Source organism: Thermus altitudinis (assembly GCF_022760835.1).
GTDB lineage: Bacteria > Deinococcota > Deinococci > Deinococcales > Thermaceae > Thermus > Thermus altitudinis.
In genome coordinates this window covers 15836-30900 of record NZ_JAKTNQ010000015.1, presented here as the reverse complement: position 1 = coordinate 30900, position 15065 = coordinate 15836, and the positions used below count along the sequence as shown (strand labels likewise).

Sequence of the window (15065 nt, the reverse complement as noted above, 5' to 3'; positions counted from 1 at the left end):
GTTATCATAGGGCCAAGATGGCCGAACCCAAGATCACGCCCCTGGCCCGGCGTCTGGCCGAGGAAAACGGCATAGACTGGCGCAGGCTCCAGGGCACCGGGCCCGATGGCACCATTGTGGAGCGGGACATCCTGGCCTTCCTGGCCAAGGTGATGGCCGGGGAGGTGGAGCTGCCCCCCATGCCGGAAGAGGCCCCGCCCCTCCCCCCGGAAGAGGAGCTGAAGCGGGTCCAGGAAGTCCTGGACCGGGAAGGGGTGGACCTGGAGGACGTCCTCCCCACCCCACCCAAGGCCCCCACCCTGGCGGTGGAGGAGGTGGCCGAGGAGGAGCTGGACCTCGAGCCCGCCCTTCTGGAGGACCTGGAGCTGGACCTGGAAGAGGATCTCCTCCTGGCCGAGGAATCCAACCCTCCCCCCGTGGAGGAGGAGGCCCTTTTCCTCCCCGAAGACCAAGGGGAGGAAGCCCTCCTGGAGCTCCCCGAGGAGGCGGAAGAGGAGCTGGAAGACCTGCTTCTCGGCGGCAAGGAGGAAGCCCCTCCCCTAGAGCCCCTGGAAGAGCTGGAGGAAGCGCTCTCCGAGGAGCCCACCCTCGCCCAGGCCCCAGAGGAGGACCTTCTTCCCCACGAGCCTTCCCCGGCCCCAGGGAAGGAGGCCAAGCCCCCAGAACCCACCTTGGCCGCGGCCATCCCCCCACCTATCCCAGCTCCAGGCCTCCCCACCCCCTCCACACCTTCCCTTTTAAAGGTGTACCGCCTGCGCTTTAATCCCGATGGGCTTAGGAATGCCCTTCAGGCCTTCCGTAGGGTCCATGGGGTTCCCGAAAACCCCCTGCCCTTCCTCCTCAAGGCGGCGGAACGGGCCCTATCCGAGCTGGAGCTTCCCCTTAGGCCCCTCCTGGGCAAGGTGGAGGGGGAAAGGGTCTTGGGCCTAAGGCCAGTGGGGAGCTTCCTGGCCCTCTTCCACCAGGAGGGCGGGGAGGAGGGAGAAGGGCTTTTGTGCTTCGCCACTGGGGAAGAGGTGCACACCGGCCAGCCCAGCCTTTTCCTGGACGAAGGGGGCCTCCTGGCGGCCTCGGGCCTCGAGGCGCCCCTGGCCCAGAGGCTTCTGGAACGGGTGGCCCTCTACCTGGAAAACCCCGTCCTCCTCTTGGCCTAGCGGCGCCTCCGCTTCCTCCTTCCCGGCACCGGCTCCGGGCCCTTGAGGCCCTGTAGGCGGGCCTCGAGGGCCCGCAGCTCGTCCCTAAGCCTCGCCGCCCGCTCAAAGTCCAAGGCCTCCGCCGCCTGCCACATGGCCAGCTCCAGCTGGGCAATCTGCTCCTTCAGGTCCTCCCCCTCCAAGGCCTCCAGGGCAGCCTCCTCGTACCCCTCCGGGCGGATGATGGCCCTGACCTCCTTGCGCACCGTCTCCGGGACGATGCCGTGCTCCCGGTTGTAGGCCTCCTGCAAGGCCCTTCTCCGGTTGGTCTCCCGGATGGCCCTCTCCATGGCCTCGGAGACCGTGTCCGCATAGAGCCAGACCTCCCCCTTGGCGTTCCTGGCCGCCCGGCCGATGGTCTGGATGAGGCTCCGTTCGCTCCGCAAGAACCCCGTCTTGTCGGCGTCCAGGATGGCCACCAGGGAGACCTCGGGGATGTCCAGACCCTCCCTTAGGAGGTTGATCCCCACCAGGGCGTCAAAATGCCCAAGCCTAAGGTCCCGGACCAGGGCCTGGCGCTCAAAGGCGTCCAGCTCGTGGTGCAGGTACCGGGCCCTTACGCCATGCTCCTGCAAAAAGGCGGTGAGCTCCTCGGCCATGCGCACCGTGAGGACGGTGACCAGGGTCCTCTCCCCCCTTGCCGCCCGTTCCCGGATCCCCTCCATGAGGTCCAGGATCTGGTTCGCCGTGGGCTTCACCACCACCAGGGGGTCCAGAAGCCCCGTGGGGCGGATGATCTGCTCCACCATCCGGCCCGAGTGCGCAAGCTCAAAGGGCCCCGGGGTGGCGGAGACGAAGACCACCTGGGGCACCCTCTCCAGGAACTCCTCAAAGCGCAGGGGCCGGTTGTCCAGGGCGCTGGGCAGGCGGAAGCCGTAGTCCACCAGGGTCTTCTTGCGCACATAGTCCCCCCGGTACATGCCCTGAAGCTGGGGCACGGTCACGTGGGACTCGTCCAGGAAGACCAGGAAATCCTCGGGGAAGTAATCCAAAAGGGTGTAGGGGGGCTCCCCGGGGGCCTTGCCCGTGAAGTAGCGGGCGTAGTTCTCCACCCCCGGGCAGGTGCCCATGACCCTTAGCATCTCCAGGTCGTAAAGGGTGCGCTCCTTGAGGCGCTGGGCGTAGAGGACCTCCCCCCTTTCCTCAAAGTGGCGGACCCTTTCCCATAGCTCCTTCTCAATCTCCTTAAGGATCCCCTCCAGCCCCTCCGGGGAAAGGTAGTGGGTGGCGGGAAAGAGCACGAAGCCGGGAAGCTCCCTCAGCCTCTCCCCCGTGATGGGATGCACCTGGAGGATGCGCTCCACCTCATCCCCAAAGAGCTCCACCCGGAGGGGCTCCGTCTCGTAGGCGGGGAAGATCTCCAAAACCTCCCCCCTGGCCCGGAAGCGGCCCGGGGCCAGGTCGATATCGTTCCGGGTATACCCCAGCTCCAGAAGCCTTTCCAAAAGGGCCTCCCGGGGGTAGAGGGCCCCCCGTTCCACCACCAGGTTCCTTTGCCGGTACTCCCGGGGGTCCCCCAGGCCGTAGATGGCCGACACCGAGGCCACCACCACCACGTCCCTACGGGTGAGGAGGCTACGGGTGGTGGAGTGGCGGAGGCGCTCAATCTCAGGGTTGATGCTGGCGTCCTTCTCAATGTAGAGGTCCTTCCCCGGCACGTAGGCTTCGGGCTGGTAGTAGTCGTAGTAGCTGATGAAGTACTCCACGGCGTTTTCCGGGAAAAGCTCCCTAAACTCCGCCGCCAGCTGGGCCGCCAGGATCTTGTTGGGGGCCAGGACCAGGGCCGGCCTCCCCAGGGCCTCGATCACCTTGGCCATGGTCACCGTCTTCCCCGTCCCCGTGGCCCCCAGGAGGGTAACGAAGCGCTCCCCGTCCCCCAGGGCTTGCACAAGCTCCCGGATGGCCTTGGGCTGGTCCCCCTTGGGGCTTGGGCCATGGTAGCGGAAGGGCATACCTCCACCATAGCAAAGCCCCCCGCCCAGGGGGCGGGGGGCCTAGGGGCCAGCCCGGTTAGAAGTCCACGTTGTAGGAGATCTTGAAGCCCCGGCCGTAATCGGTGAAGGAACCCAGGGGCCCGAGGGCGAACTCCCCGTAGGCCACGGTCAGGTTATAGTACTTGGCCTCCAGGTAGAAGCCCTCCAGCTGGCCCGCCTGGGTGCCCGGGGTAGCCAACCAGGGAGCGGCAATGGGGTCAGGGCTCCGGTACACCCGGTCGCGGGCAAAGTTGAAGGCCTGGTTCCCGCTACCCACCACGGGAAGGCCCACACCTGCCAGCCTGTCCCCCTCGTAGTGGGCGTAGGCCACGCTGAAGTTGAGCTTGGGCGCCAGGAAATCGTTGATCTTGACGCCGGCGCGCCAGTACAGCTCGTAGGTAGTGGTGGGATTAGCTACCACGCTTCCGTTGCCGGCGTAATCGGTCTTGCGGTAGGATACCGCCCCGTCCAAGGCCAGGCCAAAGAGGATGGGGTCGGTGCTCACCTGGGCTCCGGCCTTAAGGGTGGTGTAATCCCCGGTGGGAGCGGTGGCCGGAGTGGCCTGGGTAAAGCTATGGTACCGGAAGCCCGGGCTCAAGTTCAGGAAGGCCAGCTTCAAGGGGTTAGCCAAGTTGAAGTAGGCTTGGATGTCGTTGTAGCCGGAAACGTAGAAGTTAGCGTATTGCAGGGTGAGGTTAAGGGAGGGCACCAAGGCATCCTGGGCCTTGCCGTCGTGGGCCACCCGCACACCCCAGCTGGAGGAGTACTTTTGGTTCTCGATGGTGTAGTAGTACGTGGTACCGGGGTTAATGGCATCGCTTGGTGTGGTAAGGCTAAGGTAACCCGTACCCCCGGTAAAGGCTGCGTTGTAGAACCCGGTCAGGCTAAAGCCGCGGAAGCTCCCCAAGGTGGCCGCGACGCCCAAGGCATCCTTTACACTCCCTGGGCTCAAGGAGTAATCTCCTTCCGATTCCACATAGCCCTTGATGCCAACCGGACCCACGCCACCGGAAAGCTGGACGCCAAAGCCCCGGGTATCGTCCCCGTAAGGCGCGCCGGCCTTTACCCCACCATAGTAGGTGGTGTCCTCATTCTCCGACATCCCGGCCTGGCCGTCCGCATAAAGAGGGTCCACCGCATGGTAATTGGCAGAGAGGCTAACGGGCCCCAGCTTAGCCTCGCCTTGCACGTAGTACGCCCAGTTGGAAAGGGTGTTGTCAAAGAAATTGGCCACCGGAGCACCGGGCGCCTGGGAGGACACCCAAAGACCCGTCAAGCTAACAGGGCCCACCTCCAGACCCCCATCCACACCGATAGCAGACTTGTTGCCCAGGTTGGTGGCGTAGTTGAGGGCCAAGTTAAGCCCAGAGAAAGGCTTCACAGCGGTGCGCACCCCAAAGTAGTTGCCCGCAGCTAGGGCCGGGGAACCGTCCTTTGCCGTCGTACCGGCAACACCCGTCACCAAGGTGACCTCCGGGGCTAGGGGGAACTTGGTGGCGCTGAAAGTGGCCACCATACCCTGGCGGGGGTTGGCCGCCTCGGTATCCCGGTCGTTGGCAAAGAGGTAATCGTTGAACTTGAAGGCGCTGTTCTCTCGGCTATAGGCCACGCTGAAGGGCTGCCCATCCACGCTGCCCTTCACCTTGGCCTCGTTGAAGTAGATGGTCGGAGTTCCCGAGAAAGTACCGGTAAAGGCGTCAATCCCGAAGCTGGCGCTGGCCTCGGAGACCGCCAGGCCCTGGGCGCTGGGAGCCGTGTTCTTAAGGCCAAAGGAGAGGCTCGCCCCACCATAGGAGATGTTGCCTTGGTTGCTGTCTCCCCTCTGCACATTGGAGGTGGCACTGCCGAATACGCCGGTGGAGAAGGTGTTAGGGAAGAGACGGTCAATGTCAAAGTTGTTCGCGGTATTGGTCACCACCGTGCCGTAAGTAGCCGATAGGGAACCCTTGATGGAGTACTGCACCCGGGAGAGCTCCGCCACCTGGCCCTCCAGCTTGGACACCTTCTCGGAGAGGCCCACCAGGTCGGAACGGAGGGCGGCGGCGAACTCCTGCACCGCGGCCACGTCCTCCTTGGTGGCGAACTGCTCCAGGTCGGGAAGCTCAGCACCGCCACCCACCAGCTTCTCCAGGGCGGTCACCCGGTCCTGGAGGGCCAGAACATCCTGGTTGAGGAGGACCGCTAGCTCATTCAGGGCCTGGATGGCCTGGGCGTTGGCCTCCACCTGGGTGCCCAAGGCGGCTAGGTCGCCCTTCACCCCCTCCACATCCTGGGCCAGGGCCTCCAGCTGCTCGGCCAGCTGCTGGGCCTGGGCCAAGGCGGTGTCGGCGGCGATGGAGGCGGCCTCCACCCGGTCGGCCAGGTCTTGGAGGGCGGCGGCGTCCATGCCGGGCTCCACCTCAGGCATGGGCATGGCCTTGAGCTCCTGGATCATGGCCTCCAGGCGGGCGATGTCCTCCTTGGTGGCGGCGCTATCCTCCAAGGCCGAGACCCGCACCCCTAGGGCGGCCAGCTCCGCGGCCAGCTCCTGCACGGCGTTCTTCAGGGCCTCGAGGTCCTCAGGGGCCATGGCCTCCATGGTAGGGGACTCGCCCTTGGCCTTCAGCTCCTCCTCAATCTGCTGCAGGAGGCGGTAGATGATGAGGGCCGCCTGGTAGCGGGTGAGGGTCTCGTTGCCCCGGTAGGTGCCATCGGGGAAGCCCACGATGATCCCCTTGGCCGCCAGGGCCTCCACCGCCTCCTTGGCCCAGTGGCCGGCGGGCACGTCGGAGAACTGGGCCAGACCGAAGCCCATGGAGAGCACGGTCAAAAGCCCTGCCAGTAGCGTGACTAGCCTTTTCTTCATACTTCCTTACACCCCCTTTAGGGTTTCGGGAAGCGCCATTTTGGGCGAGTTTCCGCGTTTCCTCCCCAAAGGGCGCCTTCCGGGACGCAAGACCAACGGCGAAACTTTTTCTGCCTTGCGTCCGGTGCTATCATAAAAGCCTCACCCGGATCTTGTCAAGCACCCCGGCCTTAAGGTTTGCTATACTCCCCCGGAGGGGAGGTGGGAAGGCAGGAAAAATCCTAGCCAGATGGTAGGAAGGCGGGAAGCGCAGGGGGCCGAAGAGGCCTGACGAGGTGGCGGACCCCTAAAGGGGATAACCGGGAAACCGGGAAAGGTCGAGGAATCCGCGGATGCCGCCCGGGGTGTGCCCGCCCCGCCCGCCTGGGAAGAGCCCTAAGGGAAAGCCCCACTGGGGACAACCGAGGGGCAGGGCGCAAAAGAGAAGTCAGCGGGTAGGCCTTGCGCCACCCGAAGGGGAGCTTTATGTGCGGCATTGTAGGGTATATCGGTTTTCGCAACGCCACGGATGTGCTCATAGACGGCCTTAGGAGGTTGGAGTACCGGGGGTACGACTCGGCCGGGGTGGCGGTAAGGACCCCGGAAGGGCTGAGGGTGGTGAAGCGCTCAGGGAAGCTTTCCGTTTTGGCCGAAGCCCTTAAAGAAGAACGCCTAGAGGGACCTTGGGGCATCGGCCACACCCGCTGGGCCACCCACGGGGCCCCCACCGACCCCAACGCCCACCCCCACACCACGGAGGACGGCCGGATCGCCGTGATCCATAACGGCATCATTGAGAACTACCTGGAGCTGAAGGAAGCCCTCAGGGCCCGGGGGCACCGCTTCCGTTCGGAGACCGACAGCGAGGTCCTGGCCCATCTGATAGAGGAAAAGTACCAAGGGGACCTCTTCCAAGCTCTGCGGGAAGCCCTAATGGAGGTGCGGGGGGCCTATGCGGTGGTGGCGGTCCACCAAGACCATGAGGAGCTGGTGGCCGCCCGCACCGTGAGCCCCCTGGTGATCGGCCTGGGGGAGGGGGAGAACTTTTTGGCCTCGGACGTGCCCGCCCTCCTTCCCTACACCCGCCGGGTGATCTTCCTCCACGACGGGGACCTGGCCCGCATCACCCGGGAAGGGGTGGAGATCCGGGATCTAGAGGGGAATCCCCTGGCCCGGGAGGTGGTGGAGATTGACTGGACCCTCGAGGCTGCCGAAAAAGGAGGCTTCCCCCACTACATGCTGAAGGAGATCTACGAGCAACCCTGGGTCTTGGAAAACACCCTGGGGGGGCGGCTTCGGGAGGAGGAAGGGGATGTGGAGCTGGGCCTTGGCCTGGACTCCAAGGCCCTAGAGCGCATCCACGTGATCGCCTGCGGCACCGCCGCCTACGCCGGCTGGTACGGCAAGTACCTCCTCGAGGCCTTAGCCCGCATCCCCACGGAGTGGGACGTGGCCAGCGAGTACCGCTACCGGGACCCCGTGGTGGACGAGAGGACCCTGGCCATCGCCATCAGCCAGTCGGGGGAGACCATTGACACCCTGGAAGGCCTCCGGGAGGCCAAGGCCAAGGGGGCGAGGACCCTAGGGGTGATCAACGCCAAGGGCTCCAGCCTCACCCGGGAGGTGGAGGATGTGCTCTACATCCATGCGGGGCCTGAGATCGGGGTGGCCTCCACCAAGGCCTACATCGCCATGCTGGCCGCCATGGCCATGCTGGCCGTCCACCTGGGCCGAGGCCGGGGCACCCTTTCCCAGGAAGGGGCCCGGGAGCTCCTCCGGGAGATGCGCAAGCTCCCTAGGCTGGTGGAGGAGGTGCTGGAAAAGCGGCCCCTGGTGGCCCACATCGCCGAAAAGTACCACCAGGCCCAGGACTTCCTCTTCCTAGGCCGGCACGTGCAGGCTCCCACCGCCTACGAGGGGGCCTTAAAGCTCAAGGAGATCAGCTACATCCACGCGGAGGCCTACCCCGCCGGGGAGATGAAGCACGGGCCCATCGCCCTCATAGACGAGCACCTGCCCGTGGTGGTCCTGGCCACCCGGGGCCCCCTCTACGAGAAGACGCTATCCAACATCCAGGAGGTGCGGGCCCGGGGTGGCAAGGTAATCGCCATCGCCACCGAAGGGGACGGGGAGATCCCAAAACTGGCCCAGGATGTGATCCCCGTGCCCGAGGTTCATCCCCTTCTGGCTCCCATCGTGAGCGTGGTGCCCCTGCAGCTTCTGGCCTACGAGATCGCTGTCCTCCTGGGGCGGGACGTGGACCAGCCCCGGAACCTGGCCAAAAGCGTGACGGTGGAGTAACGGGACCCCGGATGGCCGCCCCTTACCCCCGCGCGAGGGGTAAAGGGCTAGTCTTCCAGAAGCTGGAGGAAAGCAGCCACCAGCCTGGGGTCCAAGGTTCTGCCGGCTTGTTTCCTAAGCTCCTCCCTAGCCTCCTCCGGCGCCCAGGCCCGTTTATAGGGCCTTTCGGAAATGAGGGCATCGTAGACATCCGCCACCGCAAAGATGCGGGCCTCTAAGGGGATTTCCTCCCCCCTAAGCCCTTTGGGGTACCCCGAACCGTCCCACCGTTCATGGTGGTAGAGGACCACGTTCAAGGCGGTCTTTGGCAAAAAGGGAAGGCTCCTGAGGATCTCTAGGCCCACCTCAGGGTGGGTCTTGACCACCCGCCACTCCCCGGTGGAAAGGGCTGCGGGCTTGCGCAAAACCTCGTCGGGCAGGGCCAGCTTGCCCAGGTCGTGGAAGTAGGCGCCCAGGCGGAGGCCCTCCAGGTCGGGAAACCCCACCGACCGACCCAAGCGCAAGGAGAGCTCCACCACCCGCTCCGTATGCCCCTTGGTCTCCAGGTCCCGGTATTCCAGGACCCGAGCCAAGGCCATAAGGGCCGCCTCCCGGGTATGGCTTAAGGCCTTAATGTGGGATAGGCGCTCCAAGGCCTCCTCGAGCCTACGGGCCACCAGGCGCAAGACCTTTTCGTCCTCAGAAGAGTAGGGCACCACCTCCCAAAACGAGCCCAGGGCCAGTACCCCGTACCGCCTACCTTCAGGCTTAAGGGACACCAGAAGGGCAGAACGAAGCCCCTTTTCCGCATAGGGCCTTAAGGCCCCGGGAAAACGGGTATAGTCCTCCACGTACACCGGCCCTTCCCAAAGCCTGGGATGGCCCAGGAGCCCTTGCCCAAAGCGGATGGGATGCTCCTCGTAAAGCCGGGGAAAGTCCCCTGGGTAGCGCCCCGCCAACACCGCAGGTCGCACCCTTCCCTCCTGAAAAAGGTAAAGGGCCCCCGCATGGTAAGGGGTCAGGCGGAGGAGGGTCTCCAGGGCCTCCTGGGCCATGGCCAAAGGGTCCCGGGTAGCCTCCAAGGCCAAGGAAAGTTCCAGAAGAGCCTGGGCCCGCCCGGCCTCCACCCTAGCCTTTTCCAGGGCCTCTATCCGGGCCAAGACCAACCCCGCCGCTTCCGCCAGAGCCTGGACCCAGGCCTCCTCCTCGGGCAGAATCTCCCCTACTCCGCCGGCGGTATCCATGGAAAGCACCCCAAAAACCCGGCCCTGGGCATCCCGCAAGGGCACGCCCAGGTAGGCCCCTGGTTGGGGCTTACCCGAGAGGAACACCACCCGCGCATCCCGGGTCACATCCGCCAAGTAAAGGGGTTCTCCCCTCTCCAGCACCGCCCAGGAAACCCCTTGCCCCCGGGGAAGCCTGATGCCCACCTTGTCCTGGCTGAGGCCCGCGGCCGCCACCAGCTCCAGCACATCCTCCTGGGGACGGTGGAGAAAGAGGAGAACGGAGACGGCCCGCGTGGCCCTTTTGGCGGTTTCCACCACGGCCCGGTACACCTCCTCCGGCCGCTCCAAGGGGGCCAGGAGGCGCCAGGCCTCGGCTAAGGCCTGGAGGCGCCATAGCTCCCGCTCCTTAAGACCCACGCCCTGGGGCTCTTCCGGCTGACCGGGGGTCATAACGCCCCTCACTCTACCAGCTGGCGGGACCCAAACGCCGAAGGGGGGACGAGGTCTACGATGGCCTCCGCCTCAAAAGCCCTAGCCCAAGGAAAGCGCAAACCCCGTAGCTCCACCCGATACCCATCCAGCTCCGGATAAGCCCAAAGGGCCCCCACCCCTTGGGCCTCCTGGGGCAAGGGCTCGGGGAAACGGGCCCGCACCCAGGGGCGGCCCACCTCCCCCCACCAGTAGGCGAACCAAGCCTCGGCCAAGCGCCTAAGCCGGCCTTCTTGGTCCCCCAGGAAAAGCCCTCCTTGGGCCAGGGCGCTCCCCAGGTTGTTGGCCGGGGTGCCCCAGGCGGCATAGGCGGCGAGGCGAGCCAAAAGTCCCAAGCCCTCCAGGTAGGTCATGAGGCCCGGATCCCCCCGGTTCACCCGGGAAAGATCCGCTAGGGCCAGGGGAAAGCGGGGCATGAGGCGGAGGAGGTCCTGGGTAGCCCTGCGGGGATTCCGGCCCCCGTAAACGTAAAGGACCAGGTCGGGCCCCTCTTCCAGGGAAACCCTTTGGGCAAGGGCGCTCTGGAGCACCCCGGTCACCGTATCCCGCAAGGGTAGGCCCTCATAGGGGGTAGTGCGCCCCTCCAGGGCCTCCTCCTCGTAGACCACCGCCACCTTAAGGCCCGGCCTCAAAGCCCTTAGGAGGAGGACCTGCCCCGCCTCGTCCGCCCCCGGACGGCTGGGGTAGGAAAGGGCCTTAGCCTCTTTGGGGGCCGGGGAGTTCCTCAGGGCGTCGTCCCAAACCGCCTCTAGGTAGACCCCAGGAAGTCTCGCCCAAGGGTTCAAGGCCTGCAACACAGCCAGGTTCCTTTCCCTTCTGGTAGCGTCCCACCGGGGCACCACCCCAAAGAGGAAAAGCTCCCCTCCATACCGGACCTTCCAGGAAAGCAAAGGGCCGAGCCGGACTAGGGCCTCCTCGGCCCGCAAGGCCAGGTGGCGGCTTTGCAGGAGGCCTCCATAGGCTAGGACATCCAAGCTGGCCACCAGCCTCCTCCCCGGGTTGGCAAGAAGCCAAGCCCGCAGGGCTTCCAAGTTGGCCCCCATGGACCCCCGGTAGGCCCCCTTGGGAGGACAGACCACCAAGCCCCAAGTGCAAGGAGCCCAGTTGGGAGGACGGTCGTCCAGGGGAAGATACAAGGTGGGGGCTTGGGCCAAGGACCCCCCGGGTAGGGCTTGGGCTAGGCCCAAGCCCCAAAGGAAAAGCCCCACCAGGCCAAGGCCCCGCACCCTAAGCCCTAGGGTTTCACCTTCTCCTGGGCCTCCGCCAGGTAACGCTCCGCCATCATGGCCGCCCGGGTACCCGCCCCCACGCTGGTGGTGAGCTGGCGGTAGATGGGGTCGGCCACGTCCCCGGCGGCGAAGATCCCGGGCACCGAGGTGAAGACCTCGTCCCGCACCGCCACGTAGCCGTCGGGCCTTAGCTCTACCACCCCCTTGAGGAAGGAGGTGTTGGGCTCGTGGCCGATAAAGACGAAGACCCCGTCCGTGGGGTAGACGTACTCTTCCCCGGTCTTTAGGTTCTTGAGCCTGACCCCCGTGACCTGCTCCTCCCCTAACACCTCGGTGACGATATGGGAGAAGAGGAAGTGCATCTTGGGGTTCTGGAAAGCCCGGGCCTGGGCCACCTTGTTAGCCCTTAGCTCATCCCGGCGGTGGACCAGGGTCACCTTGCGGGCAAACTTGGTGAGGAAAAGCCCCTCCTCCACTGCCGCATCCCCGCCGCCCACCACCACCACCTCCTTTTCGCGGTAGAAGAAGCCGTCGCAGGTGGCGCAGGTGGAAACCCCCCGGCCATAGAACTTCTCCTCTCCGGGCACCCCGAGCTTCCTGGGATTGGCGCCGGTGGCGATGATGACCACGCGCCCGAAGTAGGCCCGCTCAAACCCCCGCACCAGAAAGCCCCCGTCCTGGGCCTCGAGGCCCAGGACCTCATCCATGACGATCCGGGCCCCAAACTTCTCCGCCTGCTGCACCATGCGGCTGGCCAACTCCGGCCCGGAGATGCCCTCGGGAAAACCCGGGTAGTTCTCCACCTCGTCGGTCTGGGCGATCTGCCCCCCGGGGAGGCCTTTTTCCAGGATGACGGTCTTGAGCTGGGCCCGCCCGGCGTAAATCCCCGCGGTAAGGCCCGCAGGCCCCCCCCCGATGATGACCACGTCGTACCGCTCCTCCTTTTCACCGCTTCTCGCAAGCCCAGTGAGGGTGAACTCCATGGATTCCTCCTTCTTCACCTAGGGTACACCCCCACATACCCAGTGGGGGTATAGCCCACCCAGTTTCCCCCAACCCCGGGGCGCAAGTCAAGGGAAATCCAGCCCGGGGCAAAAGCAATCCGAGCCGCATCTGGTGACCCCAGGGGGATTCGAACCCCCGTCTCGGCCTTGAGAGGGCCGTGTCCTAGGCCTCTAGACGATGGGGCCATGCGCGGCTCGGACTGCTTCTGGTGACCCCAGGGGGACTCGAACCCCCGCCGCCGCCTTGAAAGGGCGGTGACCTAACCACTAGTCGATGGGGCCAAGTTTTGGCTGGGGTGCGTGGACTCGAACCACGACCGGCGGATCCAGAGTCCGCTGTCCTGCCGTTAGACGACACCCCAGCGGCGCTTGCCCGATCCCTCGGGCAGAGGTTATGGTACACTCTGAAGGGCAGATTGGCAAGCCCCAGGGTGTCCTCCTATGGCGTCCAACGAGGAAAGCCTTTTGCAAGTTCTAAGCCAGTATGTTTCCCCCCGGGCGGCGGAAAACCTGGTGGGACGGGCCCTGGCCCAGAGGATGCCCACCTCCCCAGAGGGGTGGGCGCGCCTTCTAGAGGAAACCCTCTGGCCCGAGCTTAGCCGCCTTCTTCCCTTCCGGGAAATGCCCCCGGAGCTCAAGGCCCTGGCGCGGGAATGGAGGGAACAGGCCTCTATCCCGATGGCGGAGGCTGAGGCCCCCGAAGCCGAGGAAGAAGAGCCGCCCCTGGAGGCGGTGAACCTCGAGGACCCCCAGGCCCGCCAGGACCTAGCGAGAAGGCTCGCCCGCCTGGAGGGGGTGACAGGGGTGGTGGTGGCCGGAAAAAGCGGTAAGGAGGAGCTTTTTTCCGGGGAACCCGTGCCCTTGGACCTGGCCTACCCCCTCCTCCGGCGCCAGGGCTACGGGGTCTTCTACGCCATCCTGGAGGGGGAAATCGTGGCCCTTAGACCCCTAGCCCAGGGGTACATTGGCCTTCTGGCCAAAAAAGAAGCCAACATCGGCCGCCTGCTCCACGCCTTGCGGCGGCTCATATCCCTAGCGGAGGTCAGCGGATGAAAAAATGGTTGGCCCTAGCCCTGTTCCTCGGCCTTGTGGCCTTGGCCGCCCCCCTGCCCCAGGTCTATGACCGCCTGGAGGAAACCCTCAGGCAGGTGCGCCTGGAAAACCCCACCCAGGCCCTTTCCGCCCTGGACCGGGCGCAAAGCCTTCTGCGCCAGGAAAGCGAAGGGCTTCCCCCCGTGTTGCGCGACGCCACCCTTCTGCACCTGCAGGATGCCCGGCAGGCGGTGCTCAAGCAAAGCCGGGTGGACCTCGAGGCCCGCCTTCTCCTGGTGCGCCACCTCCTGGGTAAGGCCCTTTACGACGGCTTTTTCCAGGCCAAAGCCACCGAAAAACCCCAGTACCTAAGCCGGCTCATCCGGGCCACGGGCCTGCCCCAGGCCCGGGTCCAGGGGGTGGAAAACCGCCCCTCCGGGGAAGCCCGGCTCCAGATGGAAGCCGTCTACCTTCAGCTCCTGGCTGAGGACCTGAGCCAAGCCCTTTCCGCCACCTCCCGCCCCCAGGCCTATCTGGCCCTAGCCCGGGCTTACGCCCGCTTCCTGGTCATTCAAGACAGCCCCCAAAGCACCCTTAAAGCCCAGGACTTCATCCAGGCCTTGGCTAAGGTTTCGGGCGGGGAAGATTTCCGTCCCTTGGTAAGGGATTTCCAGGAAAAGACCCTGGCTTGGCGAAGGCACTTGCAAGCCCAGACGGCCCCCTCCTCCGTGGTGGCCTCCCCACCTTCTTCGGCTCCAGCACCACCCCCCGCCGGCTCCTCGGCAGGGAAAGCCTCCACCACCCCTCCGCCTGCTTCCCCTCCCCCTGCCCCTTCATCCACCCAGGTGTCCCCAGCAGCAAGCGCCCTCCCTCAGGAGATTCGGGAGGAAATCAGCCTCCTCCGCCTGGATCCCCCAGCCGCCACCCGCGTGGGTGAGGCTTTGCAACGCCTGGCCATCCCCAGTCTGATCAACTGGCTGGACCTTCTGGATGAGGTGCGCAGCAGCCTGGCCCAAGCCCAGCTTTACACCGAAGCCGGCCAATACAACCGGGCCCGGACCCAACTCGCCTATGCCTATAGCCGCTTTCGCCTTAAGGTCTATCCCGTGGTGGGGGCCTACGCCCCTGAGCTGGCCGAGCGCACCGACCGCCTCTTCTTGGCCATGCAGAACGCAGTGGGCTTGCGCACCGTCGACTTTACCGTCCTCCTGGGCGAAATCCAGGAAATCGAGGAACGCCTCCTGGGAAGCTCCCTGGGTCCTTGGCACGCCTTGCAGGTTCAGCTTCAGCTTTTCCTTCTGGGAATTCCCCGGGCCATGTTGTTCCTCCTTGCCTCGGCCCTAGCCTTCTTTCCCCTTTATTTGGGGTGGATCACCTTCGGCGGTAGAAATGTGTACTGGACGCTTCTTGGACTAGCCTTCCTCTTCCTAGCTCTCCCCATTTTGGCAGAAGGGCTCTCCTACATGGGTTCCATCCTGGCGGAGTATGGGGGCCTGCCCGTTCTGGGCCTTTTGGCCAACCTCTCCATCGCCCAAGGGCTGGTGCCCTACCTGGCCTGGGGTATCTCGGCCTTCCTTGTGGTGGCCCTAGCAGGGGCGGGGCTTAGGGGGATCGCCGCCCAGTTTGGCCTTCTGAAGGAACGGGGCAGGGAGGTGGCCACCCTTGCGGAGCAGAAACCCTCCGCCACCACCCTCACCAGCGAAACCATTGTGGAGTGGGACGAGGAGTTCTAGCCCCCAAACGGGCTTCGCGACTAGGCCTTGCGTGCCTTGGAATTGGGGGCTTAGGTAAACCCTTCCCCACCTGGGCGGAGCC

The 15065-nt window shown here is 65.3% G+C and carries 9 protein-coding genes and 3 tRNA genes; 4 read left to right on the top strand and 8 right to left on the bottom strand.

The features are described 5' to 3' along the window. Positions 1 to 17: 17 nt before the first annotated feature. The gene (locus L0D16_RS06915) at positions 18 to 1154 is read left to right on the top strand and encodes an E3 binding domain-containing protein (protein ID WP_243030811.1); all 1137 of its coding nucleotides are present in this window, start codon (positions 18 to 20) and stop codon (positions 1152 to 1154) included. On the opposite strand, the gene uvrB is transcribed toward L0D16_RS06915, so the two are convergent. Both uvrB and L0D16_RS06905 read right to left on the bottom strand, forming a co-directional pair. Then, complete coding sequence (gene uvrB / locus L0D16_RS06910; RefSeq protein ID WP_243030810.1) at positions 1151 to 3145, bottom strand: excinuclease ABC subunit UvrB; 1995 nt, start codon at positions 3143 to 3145, stop codon at positions 1151 to 1153. The genes L0D16_RS06915 and uvrB overlap by 4 nt on opposite strands. A gap of 58 nt (positions 3146 to 3203) precedes the next feature. Further along, positions 3204 to 6011 carry an S-layer homology domain-containing protein gene (locus tag L0D16_RS06905; RefSeq protein ID WP_243030809.1) on the bottom strand — a complete coding sequence of 936 codons (2808 nt, stop codon included), beginning with the start codon at positions 6009 to 6011 and terminating at the stop codon, positions 3204 to 3206. 465 nt (positions 6012 to 6476) lie between these two features. Between L0D16_RS06905 and glmS the strand changes: the two genes are divergently transcribed. Then, positions 6477 to 8291: a glutamine--fructose-6-phosphate transaminase (isomerizing) gene (glmS, locus tag L0D16_RS06900; RefSeq protein ID WP_243030808.1), complete on the top strand. Its 1815-nt coding sequence runs from the start codon at positions 6477 to 6479 to the stop codon at positions 8289 to 8291. A 47-nt stretch (positions 8292 to 8338) separates the two neighbouring features. On the opposite strand, the gene L0D16_RS06895 is transcribed toward glmS, so the two are convergent. From L0D16_RS06895 to L0D16_RS06870, 6 genes are all read right to left on the bottom strand, one after another. Then, positions 8339 to 9946: an HD domain-containing phosphohydrolase gene (locus L0D16_RS06895; RefSeq protein WP_243030807.1), complete on the bottom strand. Its 1608-nt coding sequence runs from the start codon at positions 9944 to 9946 to the stop codon at positions 8339 to 8341. A gap of 8 nt (positions 9947 to 9954) precedes the next feature. Then, on the bottom strand, positions 9955 to 11211 hold the full coding sequence (locus L0D16_RS06890; RefSeq protein WP_423247863.1) for a DUF4127 family protein: 1257 nt from the start codon (positions 11209 to 11211) through the stop codon (positions 9955 to 9957). An 8-nt stretch (positions 11212 to 11219) separates the two neighbouring features. Continuing rightward, positions 11220 to 12197 carry a thioredoxin-disulfide reductase gene (trxB, locus tag L0D16_RS06885; RefSeq protein WP_243030806.1) on the bottom strand — a complete coding sequence of 326 codons (978 nt, stop codon included), beginning with the start codon at positions 12195 to 12197 and terminating at the stop codon, positions 11220 to 11222. Positions 12198 to 12328: 131 nt separating this feature from the next. Beyond that, positions 12329 to 12404: transfer RNA gene (locus tag L0D16_RS06880), tRNA-Glu, on the bottom strand. A 21-nt stretch (positions 12405 to 12425) separates the two neighbouring features. After that, positions 12426 to 12500 (bottom strand) — tRNA-Glu (locus tag L0D16_RS06875). Positions 12501 to 12506: 6 nt separating this feature from the next. Then, a tRNA-Gln gene (locus L0D16_RS06870) sits at positions 12507 to 12580 on the bottom strand. Between the two features lie 79 nt (positions 12581 to 12659). On the opposite strand from L0D16_RS06870, the gene L0D16_RS06865 reads away from it, so the two are divergent. Both L0D16_RS06865 and L0D16_RS06860 read left to right on the top strand, forming a co-directional pair. Then, the gene (locus L0D16_RS06865; RefSeq protein ID WP_243030805.1) at positions 12660 to 13271 is read left to right on the top strand and encodes a hypothetical protein; all 612 of its coding nucleotides are present in this window, start codon (positions 12660 to 12662) and stop codon (positions 13269 to 13271) included. Beyond that, positions 13268 to 14983 (top strand): hypothetical protein, encoded by a 1716-nt coding sequence (locus tag L0D16_RS06860; protein WP_243030804.1) that lies wholly within the window; start codon positions 13268 to 13270, stop codon positions 14981 to 14983. The genes L0D16_RS06865 and L0D16_RS06860 overlap by 4 nt, the downstream gene beginning before the upstream one ends. Positions 14984 to 15065 lie beyond the last annotated feature (82 nt).

Bases quoted from the DNA above. Each gene is read 5' to 3' on its own strand.
- L0D16_RS06915 (WP_243030811.1), top strand. From the start codon at position 18: ATGGCCGAACCCAAGATCACGCCCCTGGCCCGGCGTCTGGCCGAGGAA.
- uvrB (WP_243030810.1), bottom strand. From the start codon at position 3,145: ATGCCCTTCCGCTACCATGGCCCAAGCCCCAAGGGGGACCAGCCCAAG.
- L0D16_RS06905 (WP_243030809.1), bottom strand. From the start codon at position 6,011: ATGAAGAAAAGGCTAGTCACGCTACTGGCAGGGCTTTTGACCGTGCTC.
- glmS (WP_243030808.1), top strand. From the start codon at position 6,477: ATGTGCGGCATTGTAGGGTATATCGGTTTTCGCAACGCCACGGATGTG.
- L0D16_RS06895 (WP_243030807.1), bottom strand. From the start codon at position 9,946: ATGACCCCCGGTCAGCCGGAAGAGCCCCAGGGCGTGGGTCTTAAGGAG.
- trxB (WP_243030806.1), bottom strand. From the start codon at position 12,197: ATGGAGTTCACCCTCACTGGGCTTGCGAGAAGCGGTGAAAAGGAGGAG.
- L0D16_RS06865 (WP_243030805.1), top strand. From the start codon at position 12,660: ATGGCGTCCAACGAGGAAAGCCTTTTGCAAGTTCTAAGCCAGTATGTT.
- L0D16_RS06860 (WP_243030804.1), top strand. From the start codon at position 13,268: ATGAAAAAATGGTTGGCCCTAGCCCTGTTCCTCGGCCTTGTGGCCTTG.